Source organism: Kitasatospora sp. NPDC092286 (assembly GCF_044755565.1).
Lineage (GTDB): Bacteria > Actinomycetota > Actinomycetes > Streptomycetales > Streptomycetaceae > Kitasatospora.
Window position 1 is genome coordinate 100,127 of the sequence record NZ_JBIVRD010000015.1, and the last position, 22,379, is coordinate 122,505.

General features: G+C 71.2%; 14 protein-coding genes. 1 reads left to right on the forward strand and 13 read right to left on the reverse strand.

The genetic code is table 11. The annotated features are described in order from the left end of the window. From ACIQIB_RS17740 to ACIQIB_RS17795, 12 genes are all read right to left on the reverse strand, one after another. Entirely contained in the window at positions 1–1,542 is a 1,542-nt protein-coding gene (locus ACIQIB_RS17740; RefSeq protein ID WP_400758841.1) for a right-handed parallel beta-helix repeat-containing protein, read from the reverse strand. Between the two features lie 8 nt (positions 1,543–1,550). Then, entirely contained in the window at positions 1,551–3,500 is a 1,950-nt protein-coding gene (locus ACIQIB_RS17745) for an alginate lyase family protein (protein ID WP_363607708.1), read from the reverse strand. Continuing rightward, the gene (locus ACIQIB_RS17750; protein ID WP_363607707.1) at positions 3,497–5,713 is read right to left on the reverse strand and encodes a bi-domain-containing oxidoreductase; all 2,217 of its coding nucleotides are present in this window, start codon (positions 5,711–5,713) and stop codon (positions 3,497–3,499) included. Before ACIQIB_RS17750 ends, ACIQIB_RS17745 begins: the two co-directional genes overlap by 4 nt. A gap of 28 nt (positions 5,714–5,741) precedes the next feature. Further along, positions 5,742–7,676, reverse strand: a complete 1,935-nt coding sequence (asnB, locus tag ACIQIB_RS17755) for an asparagine synthase (glutamine-hydrolyzing) (protein ID WP_363607706.1) — start codon at positions 7,674–7,676, stop codon at positions 5,742–5,744. Positions 7,677–7,679: 3 nt separating this feature from the next. After that, complete coding sequence (locus tag ACIQIB_RS17760) at positions 7,680–9,200, reverse strand: Wzz/FepE/Etk N-terminal domain-containing protein (RefSeq protein WP_400758844.1); 1,521 nt, start codon at positions 9,198–9,200, stop codon at positions 7,680–7,682. Next, positions 9,197–10,585: a Wzz/FepE/Etk N-terminal domain-containing protein gene (locus ACIQIB_RS17765; protein ID WP_400758847.1), complete on the reverse strand. Its 1,389-nt coding sequence runs from the start codon at positions 10,583–10,585 to the stop codon at positions 9,197–9,199. Before ACIQIB_RS17765 ends, ACIQIB_RS17760 begins: the two co-directional genes overlap by 4 nt. Then, positions 10,582–11,862 (reverse strand): glycosyltransferase family 4 protein, encoded by a 1,281-nt coding sequence (locus ACIQIB_RS17770; RefSeq protein ID WP_400758850.1) that lies wholly within the window; start codon positions 11,860–11,862, stop codon positions 10,582–10,584. The genes ACIQIB_RS17765 and ACIQIB_RS17770 overlap by 4 nt, the downstream gene beginning before the upstream one ends. Then, positions 11,852–13,168, reverse strand: a complete 1,317-nt coding sequence (locus ACIQIB_RS17775) for a nucleotide sugar dehydrogenase (protein WP_400657477.1) — start codon at positions 13,166–13,168, stop codon at positions 11,852–11,854. Before ACIQIB_RS17775 ends, ACIQIB_RS17770 begins: the two co-directional genes overlap by 11 nt. Before the next feature lie 73 nt (positions 13,169–13,241). Next, a complete protein-coding gene (locus ACIQIB_RS17780) occupies positions 13,242–14,669 on the reverse strand; it encodes a sugar transferase (protein ID WP_400657475.1) in 1,428 nt (475 codons plus the stop codon). Between the two features lie 890 nt (positions 14,670–15,559). Further along, a complete protein-coding gene (locus ACIQIB_RS17785; protein ID WP_363607701.1) occupies positions 15,560–17,392 on the reverse strand; it encodes a thiamine pyrophosphate-binding protein in 1,833 nt (610 codons plus the stop codon). After that, on the reverse strand, positions 17,389–19,500 hold the full coding sequence (locus ACIQIB_RS17790) for an FAD-dependent oxidoreductase (protein ID WP_400758853.1): 2,112 nt from the start codon (positions 19,498–19,500) through the stop codon (positions 17,389–17,391). The genes ACIQIB_RS17785 and ACIQIB_RS17790 overlap by 4 nt, the downstream gene beginning before the upstream one ends. A gap of 16 nt (positions 19,501–19,516) precedes the next feature. Continuing rightward, positions 19,517–21,001, reverse strand: a complete 1,485-nt coding sequence (locus ACIQIB_RS17795) for a Dyp-type peroxidase (RefSeq protein ID WP_363607796.1) — start codon at positions 20,999–21,001, stop codon at positions 19,517–19,519. A 177-nt stretch (positions 21,002–21,178) separates the two neighbouring features. Between ACIQIB_RS17795 and ACIQIB_RS17800 the strand changes: the two genes are divergently transcribed. Then, on the forward strand, positions 21,179–21,469 hold the full coding sequence (locus tag ACIQIB_RS17800; RefSeq protein WP_363607795.1) for a DUF2716 domain-containing protein: 291 nt from the start codon (positions 21,179–21,181) through the stop codon (positions 21,467–21,469). 290 nt (positions 21,470–21,759) lie between these two features. On the opposite strand, the gene ACIQIB_RS17805 is transcribed toward ACIQIB_RS17800, so the two are convergent. Then, positions 21,760–22,086 carry a putative quinol monooxygenase gene (locus ACIQIB_RS17805; RefSeq protein WP_400657468.1) on the reverse strand — a complete coding sequence of 109 codons (327 nt, stop codon included), beginning with the start codon at positions 22,084–22,086 and terminating at the stop codon, positions 21,760–21,762. Between the last annotated feature and the right edge of the window lie 293 nt (positions 22,087–22,379).

The following is a 22,379-nucleotide window of genomic DNA, read 5'->3' on the forward strand; positions in this document are numbered from 1 at the left end:
TCAACCACCGGCCTGTGCGGCGAAGGTGCTGCCCGCGTCCTGCTGGTACGGCATGCCCTGCCACTGCGCGGAGTCGAGCGGCCGGCCCGGGTCGTCGGCGATGAAGCTCCACGGTCCGCGGTAGACGTTGTCGTGCCAGCGGTTGTCCTGCTTGAGGGTGATCGCCTCGGCCACCCGCTTGCCCTTGTACGGCGACCAGTCCGGATAGGTGCCGTAGTTGGAGAGCACCGCCATGCGGCCGCACTCCACCGAGCACTTGACGACGGACGTGTCGAGGGCGAAGCGGTTGTCGTGGATGTCCACCCGCTGGGTCTTCCACCGGCAGTCGGCGTAGAGCGGTGCGGTGTCGATCGCCGGCTTCACGCAGCGTCGGGTGTCCTTCACCAGCAACGTGCAGTAGCCGGTCGAGGTGTTGGCCGGGCTGTTGCAGAACCGGTCGGCGTTCTCCCAGAGGGTGATCCCTGACCAGTTGTCCTCCAGCACGTTGTGGTCGATCTCGATCCTGTCCGTGCGGGCCGGGACCCGTGGTTCGCCGCCGGCCTCCGACACGTAGACGGTCGCGTGCGGGAAGTCGTCGCCGTCCGCGGCGTGCCGGCGGCCCTCGACCCAGTTGTTCCGCCGGATCGTGTTGTTCCGGATGACGGCGTTGTAGCTGGTCTCGTAGATCAGCGCGGCACCGTCGTTGGCCTCCAGCACGTTGTCCTCGAAGCGGAAGTCGTTGTTGTCGTTGTCCGCCCACAACCCGGTTCCGCGGTTGTCGTGCACCCAGTTGCCGCGGATGTCGGCGCCGTTGACGGCCCAGAACTTGATGCCTCCGGTGCAGCCGCAGCCCGGCTGCTGCTTCTCCCAGTCGTCGGTGTTGTTGCCCACGACCTCGTTGCCCTCGACCAGCAGGCCCTTGATGGAGTCGCCGGTCTTGTACGCGTTCATTCCGTACTGCCCGTTGTCGCGCAGGCAGCTGGCGCGGACCTGCTGGCGGGCACCGGCCATCAGCCCGGCGCCGGAGTTGTACTGGATCGTCGCGTGCTCGATCACCCAGCCGTCGGCCATGTCGTGGTTGACCACGCCCTCGTCGTGCGGTGCGACGAAGCCCTGCACGGTCAGATAGCGGATGGTGACGTCGGGGGCGGTACCGCTGAACGCGTAGTTGTTGGTCTTCCGGCCGTCGAGCACCGCGCCCGGCGCGCCGAGGTAGGTGTCCCCCTCCTTGGCCATGACCTGGGCGTAGCGGTCCGGTTCGAGCGTGTGCCTGCCCGGGAGCAGCCAGAACGTGGTGTTCGGGGGGCTGCTCCCGGTCTTCGCCGCCAGGTCACCGACCACCGCGGGGTCGACCGTCACCGCGCCCGCCGGCGCGCTCGTCGGCCCGGCCGCGGGGTTGGCGCACACCCGGGCCACGGCCACGGACCCGGCCACGGACCCGGATGACGTGGCGGTCGGCTCCGCCGGGGCGTCCGACGAGCTCGTACAGCCGGTCGCCGCCAGCAGGGCCAGCGTCAGCGGCGCCGCCGCCGACGCCCCCCACCGCCGCCTCTTGATCCCCACCCGCCCCCCTAGCCGCGGAACCCGAGTACGGTGGTGAACCCCTGCGCGCCGTCGGCGAAGCCGGTGCCGACCAGCGTGGTGGCGGGTTCCTTGCGTCCGAAGCCGGCGGAGTACCAGCCCAGCGGCGGCTCGCTCTCGCCGCGATGCGCCTGCCAGGACAGCTGCCCGGGCAGGTCGAGTACCGCGGAGCGCTCCTCGCCGTCGCGGGTCCAGGTCAGCACGGCCCGCCGGCCCGTCAGCTCCGCGGCGATCGCCGGGCCGAGGTGGAAGGCCAGGCGTACGGTGCCGCCCGGGCCGTGCACCTCGTCGACGATTCGCAGCTCCCGGCTCGCGGCGGTCAGTTCGACCCGGCGGCGGTGCACCGAGGGCTGGTAGCCGTCGTGCTCGGCGCACCAGCGGACCACGGTCGGGTCGGAGGTGTCCGCGACCAGGACGCGGCTGCGGGCGTGCCTGATCCACAGGAACGGGCCGCCGGAGACGGACTGGTCGGCGCCGTCCAGCTCCAGGGTGTTGTGGCCCAGGGTCGAGCGGAAGTACCGCCGCCACTCGGGCTGCCCGTGGTAGCAGAACGTCCCCGGGTCGGCGAGCACGTCGACCCCGTCGTGCCGGACCTCCACGGACAGCGCGTCCGCGTGGCCGTGCGCGGCGATGGACAGGAACCCGTGCGGACCGCCGTCGCAGCGGCACCAGATCTCCTCCCCGGCGCGCAGGATGCTCATCCCCGCGTCGGGGAAGTGGACCGGCCGGCTCGCCGGGCGGGTCACGGTTCCGTTCGTTCCGTACGGCCGCAGGAGCGCGGCCAGCAGCGGGGTGCGCACATCGGTGCCGGTCGCCGCCGGCCACCAGGGGAGCCGGCCGAACACGGCGTTGCCGGTGGCCAGCAGCGAGGCCCAGCGGTCGGTGCCCGCGCCGTCCACGACCAGACCGTGCCCGTCGTCCGCGTCCCCCTGGCGCGGCGGCCGCAGCCGGTTGTCCACGACGGCCGCGAGCGCGTCGGTCATCCGCAGCAGCACCAGCCGGACGGTCGCGGGGACGGGCACGTCGGCGGCGTCCGCCTCGGCGAGCGCGGCCAGGCCGAGCTCCAGGACGAGTCCGTGGTACTCGGTGGCCAGCTCGCGGTTGAGGCCGGAAGGGAAGGTGTTGCCGCGCAGGTGCCGCTCCAGCGACCGCAGCGCGCCGGCTCGCCAGCGCGCCGAGGAGGGGAACCACCCGAACGCGCAGGCCGCGGCGAACTGCCCGGCGGCCTCGGCGATGACGTGGTTGTTCGCCGAGGACCCCCGGCTGGGGAAGGCGGCCAGCCAGCGCTGGTGGTGCCAGATCTGGTTCAGCGCCACCGGGTTGCCCTCGAACAGCCCGGCCGCGCCCGGCCAGCCGTCGAGCAGCCGGCGGATCCACACCCAGGACAGCAGCCGGATGCCCAGCTCGATGCCGCTGATCCAGTGCACGCCGCGCAGCGGCGGGTTGGCCGCCCACCACGACCGCAGATGCTCGGCCACGCGCTCGGCGTACCGCTCGTTCCCGGTGATCGCGTAGGCGGCGGCGAGCACGGTCAGGTACTGGTGCCGGGACGGCTCCCAGATCTGCTTGATGTCCCCGACCGCGTCCTCGTTCCGGTACGGCACGTCGAAGGCGTAGCCGGACGGCGCCCGGCGCCCGGTCTTCGGGTCCGACCACCAGTCCGGGGCGGCCAGGTCGTCGCGGTCCACCCCGAAGAACTCGGCGTGCCCGTCCATCAGCCGGTCCGCCTCGGCGACGAGGCGTTTCGCGGCGTCCGGTGGCACTGCGGCGATCGTCCCGGCGGGCAGGACGGCGGTGAACCGGGCGCCGGCCACGCTCGGGCCCTGCGGCGGCGCCGACCGCCACCGCCGCCTGCGCACCGCGTCGCCCACCCGGCCGCCGACCTCCCGCGGTCCCATCCGGGACAGCCGCCGCAGGTACCACCCCGGGCTCATGGTCACAGCGACCTCGCCAGCGCCACCGGCGCGCCGCCGGCCAGGCCGGCCTGCACGGCGAGGGTGGCCGCCGTGGTGGCGACCAGCGACTCCAGCGGCACCGGCATCGGCCCGCCGGTCCGCACGGCCTTGATGAACGCGGCCAGTTCGGCGGACTGGCCCTTGTCCCGGGCCTTGGGCAGCCGCGAGCTGACCCACCGCTTGCGGCCGACCGTGTTCTCGAAATACACCGAGGCGCGGACGAAGTCGTCGAGCTTCAGCACCTTGCCGTCCGCGACGAGGTCCAGCGTCTCCTTGGGGAAGCCGGGCGCGCCGGTGGTGACGTAGCTGAGGGTGGCGGTGGAGCCGTCCGGGTAGCGCAGCACGACCTGCAGGTCCTCGTTGCCGGACGTGGCGACCGCGTACACCGAGACCGGGTCGGCCTCCAGCAGCCAGCTCGCCGTGTCGATGAAGTGGCCGCCCTCGCCGGCGAACCGCGAGCCCTCGGTGCCCTGTTGGAGGTACCAGCTGCCGTGCTGCAGCCGGCCCGCGTTGACCAGGTAGCGCAGGCTCGCCGGACCGGTCCGGGTGCCGAACCGGGTCCTGGCCTCCCGCAGCAGCGGCGCGAACCGGCGGTTGAAGCCCACCTGCAACCGGTCGTTGCCGGACTCCTCCACCGCCGCGAGCACACCGGCCAGCTCGTCCTCGGTGAGGGCCAGCGGCTTCTCCACGAACACCGTCTTGCCGGCCAGCAGCGCCTGCCGGGTCAGTTCGGCGTGCGAGCTGTGCCGGGTGACCACGAACACCGCGTCGATGGACGAGTCCCCGAGCACGGCGTCGAGATCGGTGGTCGCCCGGGCGAAGCCGAACTTGCGCTGCGCGTTGGCCGCGGACAGCGCCGTCGTGGTGACGACCGTGGACAGCGAGACGCCCTCGCGCTGAGCCAGGTGCGGCAGCAGCATCGACGTCGCGTAGTTGCCCGCACCGATGAACGCGAGGCGCACCGGCGCCCCCGCGGATCGGGCGGGCGCGGACCGGGCCGGGGCGGCCGTCCTGGCGTCGCGTCGCACCGCGGGCACCGCCACCGCCGGGGCCTGCGCCTTCTCGTCCCCCGCGGCTTCGGGGTAGCGGAACAGCACGGCCACGGCCTTCAGGTCGCCGTCCTTCAGGCGCCGGTACGTCTCGACGGCGTCGTCGAAGTCGGCGATGTGGGAGACCAGGGGGTCCACGTCGACGCGGCCGCGGGCCATCAGGCCGAGGAAGCAGGCCAGGTTGCGGCGCTCCGTCCAGCGCACGTAGCCGACCGGGTAGTCCCGCCCCTCCAGTTCGTACGACGGGTCGTAGCGCCCGGGGCCGTACGAGCGGGAGAACCGGACGTCCAACTCCTTCTCGTAGTACGCGTTCCACGGCAGGTCCAGGCGGCACTTGCCGATGTCGACGACCCGGCCGCGGTCCCGGGCCAGGTGGGCGGCCAGCTCGACGGGCTGGTTGCTGCCGCCGCCGGCGGCCAGGTACACCTGGTCCACGCCGTGCCCGTCGGTCAGCTCGGCGACGGCGGTCTCCACGGCCGCGGACCCGGGATCGCCGCAGGCCACGGCACCCAGGCGCTCGGCCAGCTCGCAGCGCACCGGGTCGGGGTCGGCCCCGACGACGCGCACCCCCGCGGCGGTGAGGAGCTGCACCACCAGCTGCCCGATCAGCCCGAGGCCGATGACCAGCGCCACCTCGCCGAGCTGCGGCTCGCCCTGGCGCACGCCCTGCAGGGCGATGGACCCGACGGTGCCGAAGGCGGCGTGCCGCGACGCGAGGCCGTCCGGCACCGGGGCGTAGAGGTTCTTCGGCACCCAGTTCAGCTCGGCGTGCAGCGCGTGCTCATTGCCGGCGCAGGCCACCAGGTCGCCGACCTTCACATCGTCGATCCCGGCGCCGACCTGCTCGACCACCCCGCACAGCGAGTAGCCCAGCGGCGTGTAGGAGTCCAGCTTGCCCATCACCTTGCGGTAGGTGGCGGGCAGCCCGTTGGTGGCCACGCTCTGCATGACCTTGGCCACCTGGTCCGGCCGGGAGCGGGCCTTGCCCAGCATCGACATGCCGGCCTCGGAGACCTTCATGAGCTCGGTCCCGGTGGATATCAGCGAGTAGGCGGTGCGGACCAGCACGCCGCCCGGCTTGCACCCCGGCACCGGCACGTCGAGCACCGCCAGCTCGCCGCTCTTGTAGTTCTGCACGACCTGTTTCACCGAAGTCCCCTTGTTTCTAAGCCGTCTTCTACGCTGCCGGGCGAGTGCTCCGGCCGGACCCGGAGGTCGCGTCGCGGTACCAGTACTCGAGGGTCAGCACGTGCCACAGATGCTTGGAGAAGTCCCGCTGCCCGGCGGCGTCCTCGGCGACCATGCGCGCGAGCGCGTCGCGGCGCAGGAGACCGGAGTTGACGAGCACGCCGTCGTGCACCACCTCGCGCACCAGCGGTGCCAGGTCCCGGCTCATCCAGGCCCGCAGCGGGGCGCTGAACAGGCCCTTGGGCCGGTACACGATCTCCCGGGGCAGGATCGAGGTGGCCGCCTCCTTGAGGACGGCCTTGCCCTGCCGTCCGACGATCTTGCGGTCGCCGGGCACGGTGAACGCCGCCTTGACCACCTCGACGTCCACGTACGGCACCCGCACCTCGGTCGACGCGGCCATGCTGGAGCGGTCCGTGTACGCGAGGTTCAGGCCCGGCAGGAACATCCGCGCGTCGCCCAGGCACATCCGGTTGACGAAGTCGTCGAGGTCGTTGTCCTGGTAGACGTCCGCGTGTTCGGTCAGCACGTCCTGGACCGTCCCGGCCAGGTCCGGATTCACCAGGGCGAGCAGTTCCTCCTGGTCGTACATGGTGTAGCTGCGCCGGAACGCGGTCTCCTCCGGCAGATCGGCGAAGGAGAGGAACCGCTTCGCGAACCGCACCGACCGGTACCCCCGGCGGGCCGTGGCGACCGGCAGCCGGTCCACGGCCGCGGACAGGCCGCGCCGCAGGGGTCGCGGGACGCGCTGGTAACGCAGCGCGATCAGGTTGGCCAGGTGCTTGCGGTAGCCGGCGAACAGTTCGTCGGCCCCCATCCCCGAGAGCATCACCTTGACCCCGGCCTCCCGGGCGGCCGAGCAGATCAGGAACGTGTTGATCGCGGCCGGGTCGCCGATCGGCTCGTCCAGGTGGTACGTCATCCGCGGCAGCAGGTCGAGCACGTCCGGGGCGATCTCGATCTCGTGCAGGTCGACGCCGAACCGCTCGGCCACCTGCCGGGCGTAGCGCAGGTCGTCCGGCATCGCCTCGAACCTGGCGTCCTCGGCGCGGAACCCGATCGTGTAGGCGGAGATCCCGGGGTGGTCGCGGGCCGCCAGCGCGGTCAGGTAGCTGGAGTCCAGCCCGCCGGAGAGGAAGGTCGCCACGGGAACGTCGGAGAGCAGGTGACGCCTCGTCGACTCCTCGACGATGGCGGCGAGGTCCGGCAGTTCGCCGGCCCGGGCCCGCTCCCGGCCCTCGGCGGCGACGTCACGCAGGTGCCAGAACCGGCCGCGCTCCACCCGGCCGTCGGGCCGGCACCGCAGCCAGCTGCCCGGCGGCAGCTTCTCCGCCTCGCGGAACGCGCACCGCGTGTCCGGCACCCAGTAGTACAGCAGCGAGGCCACCAGCGCCGCGTGGTCCACCTCCAGCGAGCCCCCGGTGGCGGCGGCCAGCGCCTTGAGCTCGGAGGCGAACACCAGGCCCTCGCCGCGCCGCACCAGGAACAGCGGCTTGATGCCGAGCTGGTCACGGGCGAGCACCAGCTCACCGGTTCGCTCGTCGAAGATCCCGAACGCGAACATGCCGCGCAGCCGGGGCAGGCAGTCCGTACCCCAGCGCCGCCAGGCCTCCAGCAGCACCTCGGTGTCGGAGGTGCCACGGAAGCGCACTCCAGCGGCCGCCAGTTCGGCGCGCAGCTCGGGCGCGTTGTACAGCTCGCCGTTGTACGTCAGGACGAGGCCGTCCGAGACCATCGGCTGGGCGCCGGTCTCCGACAGGTCGACGATGGCCAGCCGGCGGTGCCCCAGGTGCACTTCGCCGTCACCGACGGGGTGGCTGTACCGGCCCGCCCCGTCCGGACCGCGGTGGGCGAGGGTCTCGGTGAGCAGGTCGGTCACGGCCTTCCCGTCCGGCCATCGGTACGTGCCTGCGATGCCACACATGTCCTACCTCGCCTCCTGGTCGCTGTCGGGGACCCGTGCGGTCCACACCGGTAGTCGTTCCGTCCGCCGCCGGCCCGTGCCGATCTGCCGGGCCGGCCGCTCGTTGCGGCCGCTCGGCGCGACGTCGGTCCTGTCCCACAGCGTGCCGTCGGTCCGGTCACGCGGATCGGGGTCGATCAGCACCACCCCGATCACCGCGATGTGCTGGTCCGCGAGTTGGCGCGCCACGGTGTGCAGCCAGGCGGCGCTGCCGTGCCCGGCCCGCACGACGAGCACCGTCCGGGTGCCGAGGTGGCGAAGGTCGGTCCACGCCGTTCCGGGTGCCACCGAGCCGACGCCGAGCCGGTGTTGCTCACCCGGTACGGACTCGGCGCCCCCGCCGTCGACCACGGTCGGGCCTCCGGCCTTGCGGCGGCGGCCGGCGAGCTGCGAGCCGGGCAGACCGTCCACGACGGCCACCGGCCCCTCGGCTGCCAGTGCCCCGGCGAGGTCCAGGGCGATGGCGCTCGCGTTGCGCGCACAGCCCAGTTCCAGCAGCGACACCGCCTCCTCGGAGCCGCGTACGGTACGGGCCAGGGTCGTGGTGAGCCTGGCCCGGGCCGCCCGGGTCCGTTTGCGCTGCCACCGGGCGGCCGGCCGGTGGGGCAGCTCGGCGATGACCGAGGCGCCGAGGTCCGCCGCGATCTCCCGGCGCAGCACCGGGCGGTCCGCCACCACCGCGCCGACCGAGGCCACCGCGAGCCCGAGGACGAGGCCGAGGACGAGGCCGATGGCGGCGTCGGTCGCGGCGGTCTTCGGCAGGGACTGCTTCACCGCGTGCGGGGCGTCCACGATCTGGGTGCCGGCGACGAGCCGGGGCGTGCCGGCCCCAGCCGCCGCGGCGCGCTGGCCGAAGTCGGTGATCCGCGAGGTGAGATCGGCCCTGCTGGCGTAGAGCGACTCCAGGTTCGCCGATGTCTTCGGCCCGCTCTGCTGCGATCCGTCCCCGATCGCCTTGTTGACCTGGGCGAGTTCGTCCTTCATCCGGTCGCGCTCGTCGAGCAGGGCCTTGGCCTCGGCGTCCGCGGCCTGCTGTATCCGCTTCACGTGGCTTGCGACGAACGCCTCGGCGAGCGCCTTGGCGCGGGCCACCGCCTCCGTGTCGCTGTGTCCGGTCACGGTGATCTGCAGCAGGTTGTTGGTCAGGCCGAGGCCCCCGTAGTCCTTCAGGAAGTCCTCCGGCTTCTCCGAGGACCCGAGGGACTGGAGGGCCTGGCCGGCGATCCCCACGGTGTGCAGCAGGGCGGCGTCGGTGCGGATCAGCGTTCCGGGGTCGTTCGGCTGGTCCGCCTGATGCGCGACCAGCACCGTTGTCACCGCGCTCGGCGGCGCGGGCTGCAGGACGGCCGCGGCGGCGCCGAGCAGCAGCCCGATCAGGGCCAGGGAACACCAGAGGCGGCGGCGCCTGCGCACCGCGACCACCAGCGACTGGAGGTCCACCAGGGGAGGGGCGGCCGACGACTCCGCGGTCCTGCTCGTCGTCACTCCGAACCTCTCCTCGCATCGTCGCCGACCGCGAGCGCCGGCGTGGCGCCCTGACGGTCGGAGGGTTGCGTCGTACGGGCCCGGACCGGGGCCGCGAGGACGATGCCGACGACCTCGTGCTTCGCGTCCGCACACGCCCCGGCGATGCCGGCGAGCTCCGCCGCGGTCCAGCTGCCCGCGCTGAGCACGACCAGGGCACCGGACTCGTCGTCACGGTCCGGCACCAGCGGCCGGGACACCGAAACCCCCACCACCCGCAGCATGGGGTATCCCCTGCTCGAAGAGCTCGGGGAGGGATCGCCGCCCGCCTCGGCCGCGAGCTGCCCGGCGGCCAGGCGGGCCGGCTCGTCGCCGTCCGGGACGACGACCAGCAGCCGCCGGGGGGACGGCAGCCGGTCCCGCAGGCGGGCGCACACCCGCTGGAAGCGGATCCGCCGGCTGGCCTCGTCACCGGAGGCCTGCGGGACCGGCAGGTCCCACCGGACGTCGATGCCCAGCAGCCGGCGGATCCGGGCCCGCGGGCCACGGCCTTCCGGCCGGTGCCCGGGCAGGTCGGCGGGTACGTCGACGGTGCCGAGGAACGCCGAGCCCAGCGCTGCGGCGATCTCCGGTTCGGTGCGCAGCCGGCGACCCATCCGGGCGGCGGTGAGATGGCCGATGACCGTGGCCAGGAAGAACAACAGCGCACCGCCGACGATGAGTTGAATCCTCGTCGGCGCCACCGCGCCGGTCGGCCGGGCCGCCGGCCCCATGACGACCATGGCGGCCTTGGTGGAGGCCGGGTCGACCTGGTCCAGCTTCTTGACGGCCTCCTCCAGCGCGGTGCGCAGCTTCGCGAGTTCGGTGCGGGTCTGCACGCTCTCCACGGTCTGCCCCGGATTGGCCGAATCGGCCAGTTCGGTGATGCGCCGGCTGGCCTGAACCACCATCTGCCGAAGCGCCTCGGGCTGCGCCGCTCCGGGGTCGGTGCCGTCGCCCGCTATCCGCGCGCCGAACGCGACGAACTGCTTGGCCATCTGATCGGACAGCTGCTGTGCGCGCTCCGGGGTTTCGGCCGTACCCGAGACCTTGACGATGTTCCCGTCCGAGGCCGTGGCGCTCACCCGGTCCCGCAGCTGGGTGCCGTCGACGCCCTTCCAGCCGAGCGCGGCGGCCGCGCGGTCGATCACCACCGAACTGGTCGCGATCTCCGCCTGGGTCATCAGCTCGCGCTCCTGCCACACCCCAGGCAGCAGCACCGATGCCGACGTCGTGTAACTCGGCGGGAACAGCAGGGAGCTGCCGTAGCCGACGAGCGCACCCACCACGGCGAGGACGGCGAGAAGCCGCCAGCGCCGACGGAGGATCCGACCGATCGTGACCAGGCGTATCGTTTCATCGCTCAACGGCGCGGCCTTCCCCCTGGCCGGTTCTGGTCGCCCGCCGACGCCGGAGCGTGGTCACGACAGGCGGCGGCGTAGGCGGCGAGCAGCGATCGCTGGGAGTTCCGCCAGGAGAGCGGCCCGTTGATCCGCTCCTGGCCGAGCTTGCCCATCAAGGCCCGCTTCTCCGGATCGTCCAGCAGCAGCGCGATGAGCCCGGCGAACCCGGCCTCGTCGTTGGCGGGCGCGTAGACGGCGGCGTCACCGGCGGAGACCCGGGCCTCCCGGAGGTCGAACGAGACGATCGGCCGGCCCATCGCCATGTACTCCAGGACCTTGTTCATGGTCGACACGTCGTTGAGCGGATTGCGCGGGTCGGGAGAAAGGCACACGTCCGCGGTGGACAGGTAGCGCGCCAGATCGGCGTCCGGAACACGCCCGGTGAACTGCACCTGCTCGGAGAGCCCGAGCCGCCGGGACAGCTCCACCATCGCGTCGAAGGCGTCGCCGGCGCCGACGAACACCGCGTGCCAGTCGGTCCGCCCGAGCTCGTCGCGCAGCTTCGCGAGGGCCCGCAAGGCGTAGTCGACGCCGTCCTGCGGGCCCATGACGCCGAGGTAGCACAGCAGATGAGGCTTGCCGCGCTTCAGCTCCGGCTCGGGCGGTACCGGCTGGAACCGGTCGGTGTCGGGCGCGCTGCGCACCACGAAGACGTCCGCCGGCCGTTGACCGCCACGGCGCAGCGCGACGTCCCGGTAGCTCTCGTTCGTGGCGAGCACGATGTCCGCGGCCCGGTAGGTCAGCCGTTCCAGCGCGCACACGGCGCGGTAGAGCAGATCCTCGCCGCGGTCGAACCGGGAGAGGTACAGCTCGGGTACCAGGTCGTGCTGGTCGAACACGAACCGCGCGCCGCGCCGCTTCAGCCACAGTGCCGGCAGGAACAGCAGGTCGGGCGGGTTGCAGGCGTGGACCACGTCGACCGGGCCGACCTTGCGGGCCAGCCGGACCGTGTGCCACAACGCCGATCCGTACTCCCGCAGGTAGCCGGCCGGCCCTCCGGTGGCCGCGCGCAACGGATAGCGGTGGATCCGCACCCCGTCGATCTCCGCTTCCGGTTCCGTGTCCCGCTTGCTCCCCCGGGGACAGATGACGTGCACCTCCCAGCCCGCGTCGCGCAGCGTCGTGCACTCCTGCCACACCCGCCGGTCGAACGGCACCGACAGGTTCTCCACCAGGATCAGCGCGCGACGGGCCGGCCCGTCGCAGCTGACCGTGTCACCGAACGATGTGTCACCAGGCAAGGCCCACGTACCCCCGTTCGGTCCGGCGCGCCTCGGCGTCGGGAAGGTGGACGAGGTCGACGATCACCGGGCCGTCGCCATGGGGCAGCGCGGACAGCACGGCCGGATCCCTGGTCCCGACCACGCACACCTCGGCGTGCTCGAGCACCTCGCCGACGGACTCCGCGAGCAGCTGCGCGAGGTGCGGCAGCCGGGTCTCGATGTACTCCCGGTTCGCGCCGAGCAGCCGGGAGAGGTTCACGTTGGGGTCGTAGATCCGCAGGTCGTAACCCTTGCCGAAGAGCCTCTCCGCCAGCTCGACGAGCGGGCTCTCGCGGAGGTCGTCGGTGCCGGGCTTGAAGGACAGACCGAACAGGCCCACCCGACGCCTGCCGGTGCGCTCGACCAACTCCACCGCGCGCTGCAGGTGTTCGGAGTTGGAGGGCAGCACGTGGGAGAGGATGGGCACCGAGACGTCGGCCCGCTGCGCCGCGTGGACCAGGCTGCGCAGGTCCTTGGGCAGGCAGGAGCCGCCGAAGGCGAAGCCGGGCCGCAGGTAGGCGGGGCTGATGTTCAGCTTGCGGTCGGCCAGGAACACGTCCATCACCTGGTGCGAGTCCACCCCGAGCGCCTGGCACACCGCGCCCAGCTCGTTCGCGAAGCCGATCTTGAGGCCGTGGAACGCGTTGTCCGCGTACTTGATCGCCTCGGCCGTCGGGACCGGCACCCGGAACACCTCGCCGGGCAATCCCTCGTACAGCGCCGCGACCACGTCGCCGCTCGCCGGGTCGAGCTCACCGATGACGGTCTTGGGCGGGTCGAAGAAGTCCCGCACGCTCGTGCCCTCGCGCAGGAACTCCGGGTTGACCGCGACCCCGAAGTCCACGCCGGCCGTGCCGCCGGCGTACTTCTCCAGGATCGGTACCAGCAGGTTCAGGCAGGTGCCCGGGAGCATGGTGCTGCGGAACACGACGGTCTGCCGCCCGCCCCGCTCGGCCACCGCGGCACCGATCTGCTCGGTGACCCGCTCCAGGTAAGTGGTGCACAGGCTGCCGTTGGGCTCCGACGGCGTGCCCACGCAGACCAGCGACACCTCGCTGCCCATGATCGCCTCGCGGACGTCGGCGGTGGCGCGTAGCGCTCCGGCCCGCACGACCTCGGCGATGAGCTCGCCGATCCGCTCCTCGACCACCGGGGCCTTGCCGTCGTTGACCAGGTCGACCTTCACCTGGTTCACGTCCACCCCGATGACCTCGTGCCCCAGACTGGCCAGGCACGCGGCCGACACGCAGCCCACGTAGCCGAGCCCCAGGACGCTGACCCTCATGACCCGTTCCTCCCCTCGGGCAGGCCCTTCTGGCCGGCCATCCGCGCGCCGATCGGACGACGCCCCCCGCGCATCAGTAGGCCCCCTGCCCCTGAAGCACCGCACGCAGCGTCTTCCACAGAATCACCGCGTCAAGGGCGAGCGACCAGTCCTCCACGTACCGCAGGTCCAGCCGGACCGCCTCCTCCCACGGCAGGTCGCTGCGCCCGCTGATCTGCCACAGGCCGGTGAGCCCGGGCTTGACGAGCAGCCGCCGCCGGATGTCCGGGCCGTACGCGGCGGACTCCTCCGGTAGCGGAGGCCGCGGACCGACGAGCGACATCGAGCCGGTGACCACGTTGAGAAGCTGCGGGAGCTCGTCGATCGAGTACCGGCGCAGCACTCCTCCCACCCGGGTCACCCGCGGATCCCGGCGGAGCTTGAACAGCAGGCCGGCGCCCTCGTTGCGGTCGGCCAGCCCGGCACGTGCCCGGTCGGCCCCGGCGACCATGGTGCGAAACTTGACCAGGGTGAACTCGCGGCCGTCCTTGCCGACCCTGTGCTGTCGGAAGAACGCCCCACCCCGGCTGTCCACCAGTACGAGCAGCCCGACGAGCACCATCAGCGGCGCGAACAGGATCAGCAGGGCCGCGGCGCCCAGCCGGTCGACGACCTCCTTGACCACCCGGCGGCCCCCGGTGAAGGTCGGCATGCTGACCCGCAGCATCGGGATCCCGAGCACCGCGTCGACGTGCAGCCGCGGGCCGGCCACCTCCATCAGCACGGGGGCCACGACCATCTCGGCATCGCCGTTTTCGAGGTTCCAGGCCAGCCGCTGCAGCCGGTCCGGTGACCAGTGCGGGTCCGGTGTGATCGCAACGACACGGTAGCCGTCGCGGCGGACGTGGTTGGCGACGTCCGTCAGTCGGCCGACGACCGGCACTCCGTCCAGTCGGCCACCGTTGTCCCCGAGAGCGTACGGCGTGCACACCGCCTCCACCCGCCAGCCGAGGTGCGGGAACTTGCGGGTCCGGGTGATCAGGTCGCGCACGGTGGCCGGGCTCCCGGCAGCGAGCACCGGGCGCAGGCACCGTCCTTCCTTCCGCCGTTTATGCAGCCAGAGGCGCAGCAGATACCGCTCGGTCATGGTGATGAGCGTGATCGCCGGGATCGCGACGAAGATCCAGAGCTTGATGTTGCGCGAGGTGAGGGCGATCCCGCCGAGCGCCAGTACGACGGCCGCCGTGAACAGTGAGCGTCCGAGCCGGCGGAATTCCTCGGCGCCCTGGCCGAGCACGGCCGGAGCCCACGACCGGGTCATCGCGAGCGCTCCCAGCACCAGCAGCTCGGTGCCGAAGGCGAGAATTCCCCACTTCTCGTGCCAGTTGGCCGCGTCCCGAACCCCGAAGAAGCCGCCTATCGCCGCTACCACGAAGGCGGTGGCCACGGTATCGCTGATGATCACAGTACGGCGGTACTGCTGCTCCCAGTCGATCTCGGGCCGGCTGATTATCCCGTTCATCGGGCGCCCCCGCGCCGATAGAAACGGGCTGACTAATTCCTCTTCCCCCTGCTCCACAGCCCGCTCCAGGTCACCAGTGGGTTCGACGTGTTCGCTCCACACGGTTCCTCCCCCCGGGAGGCCCGCGCCTCCCGCACTGTTCCTCCCCTTGGGAGGCCCCGCCTCCCGTGCCGCGCTGTTCCTACCCCCGGGAGGCCCCACCCCCCGCGGACGGCAAACCGGCTATTGCAGCGCTACTCGAACATCCCGCCCAGGCGCCGGCGGACCCGAATGTCCTGCCAGAGTCCCGAGATGCGCGGGAAACCGTCGACGGTTGCTCTCCACACTCAAAGCCCCCTCTCGGGCGCCAAGAATTGATCACCCCACGTCTGCCGCCGGGGACGCGACTACCGGCCGTCCGCAGCACCGGACCTGTAGATCATTATTTGTCGCCTCGCGTCCGACCATGCGAGGCGAAAATCAATCTAGAGCATCGAGGCCGCCCAAAGAGGGGGATATGTGAAACGCGTGCTCGAGATTTGAAGTGGATCTACCGAACGATGACTGCCGACGGGTGCCCTGAAGACGAAGACCCGCGTTGTGACCTGTGATGACGGGAGCTCTCCGGGCTGCCGGCACCGGCAATCCCGAGGCGTCCCGCCACTGCCGCCCGGGCCGCGCTCAGGGCACGGGCGAAGCCACCTGTCCGCCGGCGCCGCGCGGCGAGGATGCGCGCCTGGCGGCGCGGGCCCCGGCGAGATCCGCAAGACACTGGAGACCGTCTTCAAAGGGTCGGATCCAGACTGGCAGCACAGCCGCGCCGGCGTTCACCGGGTCTTGAGCAGGTAGGGGGGGCGGTGCGGCGCGCACCGGCCCCGGTCTCGGACCGGGGCGGGTGCGCCGTACGGCGGTTACTTGCACTTCTCGTCGATCTTGTACTGGAGTGCCCGCGGGTAGTCGTGCCGGCTGAGCCGGACCCGGGCCAGGATCGGGGCGTGGTTGATGTCGTTGCCCGGATCGGCAATGTCGAGCAGCAGTGAATCGAGCTCGGCGTGGGTGGTGACCTCGTACCCGTGCATCCGGTCCTTTTCCGTACCGAAGACCTCGGCCAGCTTCTCGTACCGCCACGGGTGCAGCACGTTGTAGAAGTCGGCCCCGTCGGACGGCTTCTCCTTGTAGTAGCAGGGGCTGACCAGCATCTGCTCGATGCCGTAGAAGCCCTCGTTGTCCAGTACGAAGACCACCGGCCGCAGGTGGTGGCGCACCTGGGTGGACAGCTCCTGGCAGATCTCCTGGAACGAGCCGTCCCCGACGAACACCAGCGGCCGCTTCATCGGCTGCTGTCGGCCCAGCGCCACGCCGGTGGCCGCGCCGACCGAGTAGCCGATGGACAGCCAGCTGTTCTGCGCCAGGAAGCCGGCCCGTTCGGTGATCCGCAGGTTCATGGACCCGAGCAGCGCGAACGCCGCGTCCGAGACCACCGTGAACGGCGAGGGGGCCTGCGGGTCCCCGCCGGTGGCCTGGTGCTCCAGGAAGAAGTTGACGTGCTGGAAGAAGCTGTCGTACGTCAGCTCCGCCGGATACCGGGCGGAGCTCAGCGAGTCCAGGAAATCGGACGTGCTGGCCGGGACGTCCAGGCCCGCCGCGTGCGCCAGCGCGAAGTGGTCGGCCGCGAACGTCTGTCCCGCCAGTGCGTTGCGCAACGCCGGTACGAACCGCCCCAGTTGGACCTCGGGGAAGTACCTGGCGCCGACGCTGACGCCGTCGCGGGCCGCCACGATCCAGTCATCGCCGATCGACTGCTCGCCGCCGAGGTTCTTGGACGTGGACCAGGTCCCCAGTCCGATCCGGCACCCGGCGTTCTTGAAGGTCTTCCGGATCTCCGGCAGGCTCGCCTTGCCGTTGTAGACGCCGGCGAACTGCGGATGCCGTTCGGAGACCACGGACTTCGCGCCGACCGTGGTGCAGAACTGCATCCGGGTGCTCTGGACGAACTCCAGCAGTTCGCCTTCCAGCCGCTGGCGGACCAGTTCCTCGCCGGCCCAGACGATCGGCGTGCCGAACTCACTGATCAGCTCCACCGCCGCCGTGACCGCCTTGGCCAGCATCTCCTCGTTCCGCTTGGTGAACGTCCGCTCACGAGCCCGGAGTTCACCCTGCGGAGGATCGCACGGCGCGTGCCAGAGGTCCTCCATCACCTCCAGGTAGACCGGCTTGCGCCCGGTCAGGCACGCGGTGATCGCGCTGTCGATCTGCCAGGGCGCGAGCCCCGGGTTGGAGAGCACCTGCGCGTCCACCGTGACCTGCCGGTAGATGTCCAGGTTGCTCTCCCGGCGCCGGCTCATGTGCGAGGTGAGCAGGCCGACCGCCTGGTAGTTGAGCCACTGTTCGTACGAGGGCGCCGCGTTGATCGCGATCAGCGGCACGTCCTCGACGTACGCGCCGCCGATCGTGTTGAGCAGGCTGAACGCGCCCACCCCGTAGGTCACCGCGACGGCGCCGATGCCCTGCTCACCCTTGTCCAGGTCGGCGTCGGCGGCCCGCACCCGGGCGTAGGCGTCCGCGGCGTAGCCGCCACCCATCTCGGTCGGGGTTCCGATCCAGCGCACCCCGGTGGTGGCGTGCATGATCGTCAGGAACGGGCCGAGGAAGTCGCCCGGCACCCCGAACAGGTACCGGATGCCCAACTGCTCCAACCTGGTGGCCAGGTAACGGCCCACTGTCCAATCGTCATCGCCGCTCATCTGCTCAGCATCTCCTCTCGGCGTTCCCGGCGGACCTGCGCCTCGGGCCGGATCTCCGGCTCCGCCGGGGGTGGCGGTGGTGGCGCCTCGTGCACGGCGATGGCCGCCCGGACGGCGGTTTCCACCGCGCCCTCGATCCAGGCGTGCTTGAGCGAGACGTGCTCGCCGGCGAAGTGCACCGGGCCTTCCGGCTTGACCACGTCGAGGTGGAAGCTGGTCATCTGGTGCGGGGTGTAGACGGCTGCCTCGCCGAAGGCGTACGGGTCGCGCAGCCAGCTCTGGGTCTTCCCGTAGCCGGTGTAGAACACCTCGATCCGCCGGCCGTGCACCGACTGGAGGTTGCGCAGCGCGTAGACGTACCGCTCGTAGTCCTCCATCGAGTCCCAGCGCACCGCGTCGTCCGACCAGCTGTAGCTGGCCAGCACCACGCCGCCGCCGTCGCTGTCGGGCACCGGGTGCGAGGGGTAGTACATGAAGCGGTTCGGGTTGTCGGTGGTCGAGCCGCCACCAATGCAGTTGGTGGCGGGGCGCACGCTCGCCCGGTGCAGCGGGGTGTGCCGGTAGGCCTCCAACTGGTCCTGGCCGATCCGGTTGGAGTCCACGCTCCGGTGGGCGCCGAGCAGCACCTTCGGCAGGTTGGGCGGGGGCCGGTGCCCGTTGTGCGCGGCCGCGACGGCCGCCTCGGCGTCCTCCTCGCCGGCCCGCTGGTAGTACTCGTACAGGCCCGGCTCAATGGAGTCGAGCTCGGCCTTCCAGTCCGCCTCGGTGAACTCCCACCACCGGCGGGAGAATTCCAGCAGCACCTTGGTGGCCTGGTCGTAGTGCGTCTCGATGATCGCCCGGCGCTTCTTGTACGAGAACGGGGGTGCGACCTGAACGAACCGCAGCGCGGAGAACGGGACGGTGACGATCGCGAAGTCGCCCTTCCAGACCGTGGGTTCGGCCTCCGGGTTGCCCTCGGGCACGGTGTGGACGGCGACCTGCGGCCCGTTCGGTCCGACGTCCTGGCCGGCCCCGCCGTCGCGGCGCGGGTCCCAGTATTCCATTCGGATCATCCGCTCGCCCATTTCGAGCTCGTCCCGGAGGTCCTCGGCGAGGGCGTAGGGCAGTTGCCAGCTGCCGCCGACGATCTCCCAGTAGGTGGCGTCCGGGTTGATGTCGCTGCGGCCCAGGAAGGTGTGGAAGAAGGACAGGTGCAGCCGCGAGGTCATGTTCTCGATCGTGCCGATCGCCTCGATGGCCTCGTCGCTGAAGCCCGCGTACTCGCGCAGGAAGCGGCCCATCGAGTAGCCGTCGAAGTCGCGGATCACCCGGGCCCAGCCGTCCAGCCACTCGGCGAACGGCTTGCGCACCCGCTTGCCGTTCTCAATGTACGAGTAGTAGTCGCGGACCGGCTCCAGTGCCTGGTTGACCATCTCGGCCGCGGTGATCCGCGCCTCGTCGCCGGTGAGGTGGAAGCCCTCGTTGATGCCGCTCGGGTCGGCGGCGTACTCGCTGCGGCGGGCCTGGATCCGGTTGGTGCGGATCCAGCTGTTGAAGCGCTTGACCGGCTCGCGGAAGTCCAGGCTGTCCTCGCCGTACTTCCAGACCTTGTCGTCCTCGAAGGACTCGTGGACCACCGGCGGGACGGGCGCGTTCTGGTTGCCGGTGTCGGGGTCGACGTCGACGTTGTAGAACAGCTGCCTGCGCAGGCCGAGGCTGTCGACCAGGGCCAGGGTGAGCGGGTGGAAGCTGGGCAGCCGCATCGCCCCGGCCTCCCCGTACTGCTCCGGGTCGTAGAACGGGCCGTCCTGCTCGTCGCCAGTGGAGCGGAAGGTCTTGATCCGCCCGCCGACCCGGCTGGCGTTGGCCTCCAGGATGGTGACGTTGTGCCCGGCGTCCTTGAGCAGCTTCCCGGCGACCAGACCGGCGATCCCGGCGCCGACGATCAGCACGTCCTTGGGCTGGTCGGTCTTCGGGACGCCCTCCTTGATCAGGACGTCGAGGTAGCGCAGTTTCAGGTCCTTGTCGTCCGGACCGACCAGCAGCAGCTCGCGGGCCAGCTCCTGGCAGGTTCGCCGGCGGGCGCGGTCGTTGGCCGTGCCCTCGACGGTGGGGTTCTCGCTCATGGCTTCTCCTCGCCGCTCAGGAGCCGATCGACTTGTCGGGGAGGTCCTTGCCCTCGGCGAGCAGCCGCAGCGTGCTGATCGAGGGGGTGAAGGCGTAGAGCGCGCCCGTGGTACGGACGAAGCGCTTCATGTCGACCGTGCCGGAGGTACCGTCCGCGAGCTCGATCGAGGCCTGGCCGGCGAGACCGATGACCTTGTCGAAGCCGTTGGCGACCACCTGGTCGGGCCGGCTCTCCCCAGGGGGGAACGTGTCGGAGTTGGACCAGTGCTGCTGGACCAGTTCGAACTGCTCCTCCAGCGAGCTGCCGTAACAGACGAACATCAGCCCGCGGTCCTTGCCGTCGTCCGGGCCGCCCTTGAACTCAGGGCCGTACGGGATGCCGCGGCGCATCAGGCGGTGGCTCTTCGGCTTGTTGTCGACGATGCCGGCGAAGGCGCGCGGATGGGTGCGGCGGATGTGCGCGGCCCAGGGGGTGTGCTGGCCGATGGCGTCGTTCACGTAGTCGAAGTCGTTGCGGTCCGAGCCGAGGCCGGTCACGGCGCTGCACGGCGGGGCGAGCGGTGTGCCGTCCTTGGCCCGGCCGACCAGACAGGCACCGAGCCGGTTGGCGTCCATGTTCCCGGTGAAGTCCTTGACGCCGTCCACCACGGCCTTGTTCCAGCCGGCGACGTCCTGGCGAAGGCGGCGCACCACCTGGAGGGAGCCGTTCTTCATCCACGCCGGCGCCTTCCGGTCGCCCTGTTCGCTCTTGTAGCCGAAGACGAACTCGCCGGGTTCGATCAGCTCGGTCCCGGCGTGGTTGTCGCGGAAGCCCTTGCGGCCCGCGTCCTCGCGGTGGAAGTCCTTGACGCCGGGCTGGGAGATGCCGTCCTTGTAGCCGAAGTGCTCGTGGCCCTTCAGGTCGCCCGTCAGGGTGCGGCCCTCGTCGACATGGACGCGCGTGATCTGGTGGGTCTGCTCGACCGTGTCGAGGTTCTTCAGCTTCTCCCTCAGCAGTTCCTCGGTGTCCGCGGCGACGACGAGGACCGCGTGCACGACCTTGTCGCCGGTCCCGGCCCCGAACAGCCAGGTCTTGGGGTCGCTCTCGCCGGTGTCCCCGAGATCCTGGGCCCGCGCGGCCGCGCCCGCGCAGAACGACGCGAAGGCGCTGAGGTCCTTCTTGATCTGGTCGGGCTTGTTGGCGACCGTCACGAGGCCCTCGAAGGTGAGGGAGACCCCGCAGCGGACGGCCGTGATCGCGGGGTCGCGGCCGAAGGCCCGGCGGGCCAGCGAGAACTGCTCGTTGAAGTCCTCCGTCTCATTGGTCGTCGCGACGGTGTTGAGGATCGCGGAGAGCCAGCCGCGGCCCCTGGCGGCGTCAGGGAAGTGCAGGTAGCGGAAGTCCGTGAAGTCCTTGTTGAACGCGGCCAGGATGTTGCCCTGGATGTCGGTGGACCCACGCAGCTCCGGCTGGGGCAGCTGCTCGACGGATGGGACGGCCGTGGGACGGATGGGAGTCATGGTCACGGTGGGGCTCCTCGCGTGAGGTGGCGGGCGGCAGCGGATTCGCACACGGACGGTGTGGCGCCATCGATCACAAGAAGTGACGAATCGGATACCTAGAGTAGGTTCGCTGTCGCCGACGGGACCTGTCAAACGGAGGTCAGCCCCTCGGCGGGGTCACCCGGCGCCGCCCGGCTGTACGACCCCGAATACGCCGGGACCTGGGACCGCTTCGATGCCAAGTTCGACTTCCGGCCCAGCATTTACGAGTTCCCGGGCATCACGGAGCCCTCGCCTTCGATCACGTGGAGTCTCGACGAGCTGAACGACGACCCCGGCTACCGAAAGCTCGACCGTCTGGTCGACGTCGTGCGGGACGGCCTCGCCGGCTGCAGCAAGCCAGGGGAGTCGCTCCGGATACTGGACTGGCAGCACACCTGTTACGGGCTCCGTCCGGATCTCCCGAAGACCGATAGTCCGGGGTGAAGCCCACTGGGCTCCTCCCCCTGCCCGTACAGCCGCATCGTCGCCGTCCACCGGCCCGACGCGGACGAGGCCGTCCGACACCTGCTGGACCTGATCGAGCGGAACGTTTCCAGCGTCTCCCGCACCACCCCGCAGGTGAGGCCTGCTGTCCCCATCGGCGTTCAGCCGCGTCCACGGACACCGAACGGCCGGTCGATCCTCGGATCGACCGGCCGTTCCCCGTGGTCAACCGACACGGTCCCCTCCTCTCCCCGGCTCCTGCGCTCCTCGGGCACAGCAGCCCTCGGAGGTCACCGGGGGGTGATCTCGCCCATCTCCCCCCAGCCGTCCATGCCGGGGATCTCGATCGAGACGATCTGCGGCTTGGTGGCCACCGCGTACGACAGGTCGTCCATGGCCTTGGTGAAGTGCGCGGACTCCACGTGCTCCTTGCCCGCGTCGCCGTCGCGGAACGCCTCGACCAGGACGAACTCGTTGGGGTTGTCGACGCTGCGGGACCACTCGAAGAAGAGGTTGCCGGGCTCGTTGCGGGTGGCCTGGGTGAAGTCGTCGACCAGGCTGAGCCAGTCGTCGGCGCGCTCGGGGCGGACCGCGAACTTGACCGTGATGAAGATCATGGGACTTCCTTTCGCTCCACGTTCACACGTGGCAGTGCGGGTAAGGGCAGGCTGCTCAGCGAGCACGGTGGCAATCGTCGCAGGTCAGACGGGTGGTCTGCGACACAGGAGGCGACACGCGACCCAGGCCGGTCAGCCGGTGGACCCCGACACCACCGGACCGGACTCGTACACGATCACCACCGCGTGGTTCTGACGTGCCTCGCGCACCGCCCCGCGCGCTCTGCCGCCACGCCCGACGAGGCGGCGAACCTCGGCACCGGCAGGTCACCGAGGCCCGCGCCGAGCTGGAG

Coding starts and splice junctions, on each gene's coding strand:
- ACIQIB_RS17785 (WP_363607701.1), bottom strand. CDS start 17,392: ATGAGCGGCGATGACGATTGGACAGTGGGCCGTTACCTGGCCACCAGG.
- ACIQIB_RS17805 (WP_400657468.1), bottom strand. CDS start 22,086: ATGATCTTCATCACGGTCAAGTTCGCGGTCCGCCCCGAGCGCGCCGAC.
- ACIQIB_RS17780 (WP_400657475.1), bottom strand. CDS start 14,669: ATGAACGGGATAATCAGCCGGCCCGAGATCGACTGGGAGCAGCAGTAC.
- ACIQIB_RS17790 (WP_400758853.1), bottom strand. CDS start 19,500: ATGAGCGAGAACCCCACCGTCGAGGGCACGGCCAACGACCGCGCCCGC.
- ACIQIB_RS17795 (WP_363607796.1), bottom strand. CDS start 21,001: ATGACTCCCATCCGTCCCACGGCCGTCCCATCCGTCGAGCAGCTGCCC.
- ACIQIB_RS17775 (WP_400657477.1), bottom strand. CDS start 13,168: ATGAGGGTCAGCGTCCTGGGGCTCGGCTACGTGGGCTGCGTGTCGGCC.
- asnB (WP_363607706.1), bottom strand. CDS start 7,676: ATGTGTGGCATCGCAGGCACGTACCGATGGCCGGACGGGAAGGCCGTG.